The sequence below is a fragment of the Clostridium chromiireducens genome, assembly GCF_003575225.1.
GTDB classification, from domain to species: domain Bacteria; phylum Bacillota; class Clostridia; order Clostridiales; family Clostridiaceae; genus Clostridium; species Clostridium chromiireducens.
Window position 1 is genome coordinate 1 of the sequence record NZ_QXDJ01000014.1, and the last position, 7184, is coordinate 7184.

Genomic DNA, 7184 nt, shown 5'->3' on the forward strand with positions numbered 1-7184 from the left:
CGTTCGTCCTGAGCCAGGATCAAACTCTCAATAAAAAGTTTAATCTTAGCTTACTCAAATAAAGAATTGCTGGTTTACTTAAATGTATTTATATATTCTGTTCAATTTTCAAAGACCAATTTTTCTTATAACATATTGTTGTAACTTACTTTATTTCTTGTCACCCTCAAGCGACTTTCTAAGTATATCACTTGCTTTCGACCCTGTCAACATCTTTTTTCAAAATCTTTCAAAGTTTTTTAAACTTATTTGTTGACTCCTTCAAAATGTTTTATGTCTCTTAGCGACGTTTTTTATCTTACCACATATACTTTTTATATTAAAACCGTAATAAATGTATTTTAACCAGTTTATATTAAATATAATACTATATATACATACATTTCTCCATTATCCTCATATGGATACGCCAGGATTAGTTATATTGATCTTATCTATAAAATTCATATATAGTCATCTATTTTTCTTCTAGATTCCCCAAGATCCTAAGAGGTTAAAAAATGTATTAATTCTGTTTAATATCTTATTACGTCCCTTAACCGTTATAAAATAAGATAAGTTTAGCTAATTGTATGCTATTAGTTAAACTTATCTCTAGAACATAAATAAGAGTCTATATAATATTACCAATAATTTATTAGCCACATCTTGATTATTATTTTTTATTGTTATACCCTATCTTCTCTAAAATAATCAATGCTGTGTCTTCAATAGCTCTTTCTGTTACATCTATAGTTTTACATCCTATCTTTCTCATTATTTTATCAGCAAAATCAAGTTCCTCTAGAATTCTTGCATCCCCTGCATATTCAATATCAGATGTAATTCTATGGAACTTATCTAGCCTCCTTTTCCTAATCTCAATTAATCTAAGCGGATTTATAGTAAGTCCAAATACTTTCTTTTTATCAATTTCATATATTTCATCCGGAACACCGACTTCTGGCATTAATGGTATATTTATTGCTTTTATACCTTTATTAGCTAAATACATGCACAATGGCGTCTTTGATGTACGCGAAAGTCCTATTAATACTACATCAGCATTTTTTAGTCCTCTATAATCCTTACTATCATCATATTGCATTGCAAACTCCATAGCTTCTATTCTCTTAAAGTATACCTCATCTGTCTGCCTCATGGCACCAGGATTATATGTAGGATGAGTTTTCAAAATAGTAGATGCTACATTGATTATCGGACCTAACACATTCATAACTGAAATATTTTTTTCCATTGCCTTTTGCGTTAAATACTCTCTAACATTAACTGTTATTATTGTTGATACTATTATTGTATTTTCACACTCATCTGCAACTTTCAATACGTCTTCAACATCCTCTAGCCCTTTTACATAAGGAATTCGTTTAACATCAACCTTTTCTGTAAATTGGCTCGCTGCTGCAACTGCGACCTGATGCGCAGTTTCTCCTATAGAATCTGATACCGCTAAAATTGTTAACATAATCTTATACCTTCTTTCTCACGTTTTTCTAATAATCTTCTACACCTTAGTCTGATATTATTTCTACATATTTTATCAATATTCATAAATTCCATATCTACATTCTCTATATTTCTATATTAACCCAAACCTATCTCTTTTAATAGTAGTGAATTTTTTCATAGCATATGTTAAACTTTAATATATCATTAATATAATTACAATTGGAGGTACTTATATGAAGAATAAAAAAGTATTGACTATGAGTGTTCTTCCCATTATGTGGGCTATATATGTCTTATTTGAGCTTATTACAGGAAGAATTACTGATTCTCAAACAATTTTCTTTAATATATTATTAATTTTATTATTTGCACTAGTAGGTTTATTTACTTATAAAATAGGAATTAAGTATGAATCTGGCTTTAAGTCTAATATATTGTGGACATTATTTTTATTATTTTTCGTACTGGATCAAGGCGTAAAATTTTTAATTAAATTATTCTGGTTCAACAATTATTTTTCTATAGTCCAAAATATATTATATTTCAGACCTATAATTAATACTGATGGCTCATGGCTAAATGCTAGATTTGGCACGTCAGTAAACTTTCCAATTTTAATAGCCTTAAATACAATAGCCATCTTTCTATTTATTGAAGTATATAGGTATTATTTACATAAAGGAAATAAAGACTTTTGGGCAGATATGTGCTTCATTTTCGTTAGTTGTGGTGCAATCTGCTCACTAGTTGATAAAATATTTTATGGTGGGAGTTTAGATTTTATTGGAATAAGTAACTTATTTATTGCCGATACAAAAGATCTATATATTAATCTGGGTATCTTGTTTTTTGCTCTTACTATGTTTAACAAAGGATATCTATCATCAAATGATGACACATCTTTTAGTGAGGACATTCAATCACTAAAAAGATTTCTACTATTTGTAAAATACGATATTGCTAGTAAATTTAAATCTTTCTAAAATAAATACTTATTTAACAATGTTAGAAAAAATTAAATAACGCCTTAATTAGTAATAGCTAAATTTTAATATATTACTAATTAAGGCGTTATTAACTTAATTTCTTATACTAATGTAAAAAAGAGCTTTTACATAAAGTAAAAGCTCTTTTATATAAATACTAAGCAAGTTTTTAAAACAAATTACTTTATTAAAGTAATTGGTGGCTCACCCGGGAATCGAACCCGGGACACCATGATTAAAAGTCATGTGCTCTACCGACTGAGCTAGTGAACCATCTTACCTCGCAACGTCCTACTCTGCCACACAGTCGCCCGTGCAGTACCATCGGCGCTATAGACCTTAACTTTCCTGTTCGGAATGGGAAGGAGTGTTACCTCTATGCCATCATCACGAGATCTTATTGTTTCAAGTCTAAGACATATTGAAGGACTTAACAAAATCATCTAATAACTAAATCTATAAATTTAAAATTTGTATTTTCTGAATTCACCTTCAATGTAAGAATTTTTTACATCTTACACTATTGTGTCGAATACTTGCCTCAACAAGATATTATTATACATAGTATTATCTATTGTGTCAACACTTATTGTGAAATTAAATTTTAATTTATTTTTTTTATATATTCTTTAATTAACTCTATTGATTTTTTAAATTTATCTAACTCTTCATTTGTCATGTGTATTTCAACAACTTCTTTAACTCCGTCAGCATTTAGAACTGCTGGTACCCCACAGAAAACATCATGTGCTCCATATTCACCTTCCAGTAGTGTAGATACTGGCATTATTCTATTTTCATCATTTATAATTGCCTTTATTATTCCAACAGTTGCAGTTGCAATTCCATAGTATGTTGTTCCTTTTCTATTATATACTTCCCAACCAGCTCTAGCTGTTTCTAAGACTAATCTATCTAAGTCTACTTCCCCAACTCTATCCTTATTATCTCTTAATATTTCATAAAATGATTTTCCACCAACTGTCACATGAGACCAAGGTACCATTTGAGAATCTCCATGCTCTCCCATAGAGTATCCTTGCACACTACGTGGATCTACATTTAATAGATCCCCAATAAAATTCTTTAATCTAGCAGAATCAACGGAAGTCCCGGTACCAATAATATGACTCTTAGGTAAGCCTGATATTTTATAAACATGATATGCAATCATATCCACAGGATTTGAAATAACAATAAAATGCCCTTTAAATCCGCTCTTCATTATAGGATTGACAATAGATTCTACTATTCTTGCCGATAATTCTAGCGTATCTATCCTTGTTTGCCCAGATTTAGGAGGTGCACCAGCTGTTATTACAACAATATCAACATCGCTACATCGTTCGTAGCTTCCTCTTAGAACTTTTGTATTTCTATTTAAATATTCGATACAATGGTTTAAATCCATCACTTCTCCTAGTGCCTTTTCTTCATTTATATCAATCATTAGTATTTCATCACAAACACCTTGTGTCAATAAGCTAAAAGCTGTGCTAGATCCCACTAATCCAGTTCCTACAATTGCAACTTTGTTCTTTTTTAAACCCATATATAAAATTCTCCTTCATAAATTATCATTTAAATCTATATTATACTTCCTATTATAAGCATTTATTCATACGCTAATCTATTTTAATATATTTGCTCTAAGTATTATCTGCTATAAAAATTATTATTGCAACTTTCATTTATCAATATAAGTTTCAATTAAAACGCTAATAATTTATTTAACTCACAAAACTATTGTAGTTTTTGTGTATATATATCTAAAATATGTGGGTAAATTTAAAATTCTGATAATCTTTTTTTGTAAAACAAAAAAGATTGTTAAATATTTTTAACAATCTTCACTCTGGTGCGTCATCAGGGATTCGAACCCTGGACACCCTGATTAAGAGTCAGGTGCTCTACCGACTGAGCTAATCACGCAAATCTTACCTCGCAACGTCCTACTCTGCCACACAGTCGCCCGTGCAGTACCATCGGCGCTATAGACCTTAACTTTCCTGTTCGGAATGGGAAGGAGTGTTACCTCTATGCCATCATCACGAGATGCTTGTTCATTCCAAATCTATGATTTGGTCTAATGAACTGTACTCCTCAACTACGTTGAGTGAGTTTCCTTTGAAAGCTTTGTTCTTTCAAAATTGCACATAGTTTTTTTAATGTATTACAACTTGATTATTTATTGGTCAAGCCCTCGACCTATTAGTATCAGTCAGCTAAATATGTTACCATACTTACACCTCTGACCTATCAACCTTGTAGTCTTCAAGGGGTCTTACTAGCTTACGCTATGGGAAATCTAATCTTGAGGTGGGCTTCACACTTAGATGCTTTCAGCGTTTATCCCTTCCCGACTTAGCTACCCAGCTATGCTTCTGGCGAAACAACTGGTACACCATAGGTCAGTCCATCCCGGTCCTCTCGTACTAAGGACAGCTCCTCTCAAATTTCCTACGCCCGCGACGGATAGGGACCGAACTGTCTCACGACGTTCTGAACCCAGCTCGCGTGCCGCTTTAATGGGCGAACAGCCCAACCCTTGGGACCTACTTCAGCCCCAGGATGCGACGAGCCGACATCGAGGTGCCAAACCTCCCCGTCGATGTGAACTCTTGGGGGAGATCAGCCTGTTATCCCCGAGGTAGCTTTTATCCGTTGAGCGATGGCCCTCCCACGAGGTACCACCGGATCACTAAGCCCGACTTTCGTCCCTGCTCCACTTGTAGGTGTCGCAGTCAGGCTCCCTTCTGCCTTTGCACTCTTCGAACGATTTCCGACCGTTCTGAGGGAACCTTTGGGCGCCTCCGTTACATTTTAGGAGGCGACCGCCCCAGTCAAACTGCCCACCTAACAATGTCCTGTCACCAGTTTCATGGCATCCAGTTAGAACTTCAATACTATCAGGGTGGTATCCCAACAACGACTCCACTAAGGCTGACGCCCTAGTTTCCCAGTCTCCCACCTATCCTGTACAGACAATACCGAAATTCAATGCTAAGCTACAGTAAAGCTCTACGGGGTCTTTCCGTCCAATCGCGGGTAGCGAGCATCTTCACTCGCACTACAACTTCGCCGGATTTGCAGTTGAGACAGTGCACAAGTCATTACGCCATTCGTGCGGGTCAGAACTTACCTGACAAGGAATTTCGCTACCTTAGGACCGTTATAGTTACGGCCGCCGTTTACTGGGGCTTAAGTTCACACCTTCGCGTTACCACTAAGTGTTCCCCTTAACCTTCCAGCACCGGGCAGGCGTCAGCCCCTATACATCAGCTTTCGCTTTAGCAGAGACCTGTGTTTTTGTTAAACAGTTGCTTGTGCCTATTCTCTGCGGCCTGATTTCTCAGGCACCCCTTCTCCCGAAGTTACGGGGTCAATTTGCCTAGTTCCTTAACTGCAATTCTTCCGTCGGCCTTAGGATTCTCTCCTCATCTACCTGTGTCGGTTTGCGGTACGGGCACTACTTCTCTCTCTAGATGCTTTTCTTGGAAGCATGAAATCAGATACTTCGGTTCCGTAGAACCTTCCCCATCACGCCTCAGAATTGCCAGAGCGGATTTGCCTACTCTGACTCCCTTAACGCTTAGACCAGCATCCAATAGCTGGCACATCCTATCCTTCTCCGTCACACCATCGATAATAACGATTATAGTGGTATTGGAATATCAACCAATTGTCCATCGACTACGCCTTTCGGCCTCGCCTTAGGTCCCGACTAACCCTGAGAAGACAAACTTTACTCAGGAAACCTTAGATATTCGGCCTGTAGGATTCTCGCCTACATCTCGCTACTAATGCCAACATTCTCACTCGTAATCAGTCCACCGCTCCTTACGGTACGACTTCAGCCCGATTACGACGCTCCTCTACCGCTCACACATAAGTGTGAACCCGTAGCTTCGGTGGTAAGTTTGAGCCCCGGACATTTTCGGCGCAGGATCTCTTGACTAGTGAGCTATTACGCACTCTTTTAATGAGTGGCTGCTTCTAAGCCAACATCCTAGTTGTCTTAGAAATCCCACATCCTTTTCCACTTAACTTACACTTTGGGACCTTAGCTGACGATCTGGGCTGTTTCCCTTTTGACCATGGAACTTATCTTTCACAGTCTGACTGCCGGACTGATAGTATATGGCATTCGGAGTTTGATAAGGTTCGGTAAGCGCTATGCCCCCTAGCCTATTCAGTGCTCTACCTCCACTACTCACATTTTCCGACGCTAGCCCTAAAGCTATTTCGAGGAGAACCAGCTATATCCGAGTTCGATTGGAATTTCTCCGCTATCCACAGCTCATCCCATGCTTTTTCAACAGCAACGTGGTTCGGTCCTCCACGAGGTTTTACCCTCGCTTCAACCTGGCCATGGATAGGTCACCCGGTTTCGGGTCTACAGCATGCAACTAGTCGCCCTATTAAGACTCGGTTTCCCTTCGGCTCCGTACCTTAAGTACTTAACCTTGCTACATACCGTAACTCGTTGGCTCGTTCTACAAAAAGCACATCATCACACACATAAGGTGCTTTGATCGGTTGTAGGCACATGGTTTCAGGTTCTATTTCACTCCCCTCCCGGGGTTCTTTTCACCTTTCCCTCACGGTACTGCTTCACTATCGGTCATCAGGTAGTATTTAGCCTTGGGAGGTGGTCCTCCCTGCTTCCCACAAGGTTTCACGTGTCTCGTGGTACTCTGGTGCAGAACTGATTATCATAGTTTTCACTTACGGGACTATTACCCCCTA

3 protein-coding genes, 2 tRNA genes and 3 rRNA genes are annotated in these 7184 nt (G+C 37.3%); 1 reads left to right on the forward strand and 7 read right to left on the reverse strand.

Annotated features, from left to right (window positions below; all coding sequences use genetic code 11):
* Positions 1-655: 655 nt before the first annotated feature.
* Complete coding sequence (locus D2A34_RS26365; RefSeq protein WP_079442427.1) at positions 656-1465, reverse strand: pyruvate, water dikinase regulatory protein; 810 nt, start codon at positions 1463-1465, stop codon at positions 656-658.
* A gap of 217 nt (positions 1466-1682) precedes the next feature.
* Here D2A34_RS26365 and D2A34_RS26370 point away from each other — a divergent pair, with 217 nt between their 5' ends.
* A complete protein-coding gene (locus D2A34_RS26370; protein ID WP_079442426.1) occupies positions 1683-2432 on the forward strand; it encodes a signal peptidase II in 750 nt (249 codons plus the stop codon).
* 200 nt (positions 2433-2632) lie between these two features.
* Here the strand turns inward: D2A34_RS26370 and D2A34_RS26375 are convergent.
* From D2A34_RS26375 to D2A34_RS26400, 6 genes are all read right to left on the reverse strand, one after another.
* Positions 2633-2708 (reverse strand) — tRNA-Lys (locus tag D2A34_RS26375).
* A 5-nt stretch (positions 2709-2713) separates the two neighbouring features.
* Positions 2714-2830, reverse strand: a 5S ribosomal RNA gene (gene rrf, locus D2A34_RS26380).
* Between the two features lie 209 nt (positions 2831-3039).
* A complete protein-coding gene (locus D2A34_RS26385) occupies positions 3040-3987 on the reverse strand; it encodes an L-lactate dehydrogenase (protein WP_119368351.1) in 948 nt (315 codons plus the stop codon).
* 304 nt (positions 3988-4291) lie between these two features.
* Positions 4292-4367: transfer RNA gene (locus D2A34_RS26390), tRNA-Lys, on the reverse strand.
* Between the two features lie 7 nt (positions 4368-4374).
* Positions 4375-4491: ribosomal RNA gene (gene rrf, locus D2A34_RS26395) — 5S ribosomal RNA — on the reverse strand.
* Positions 4492-4626: 135 nt separating this feature from the next.
* Positions 4627-7184: ribosomal RNA gene (locus D2A34_RS26400) — 23S ribosomal RNA — on the reverse strand; the annotation flags it as partial.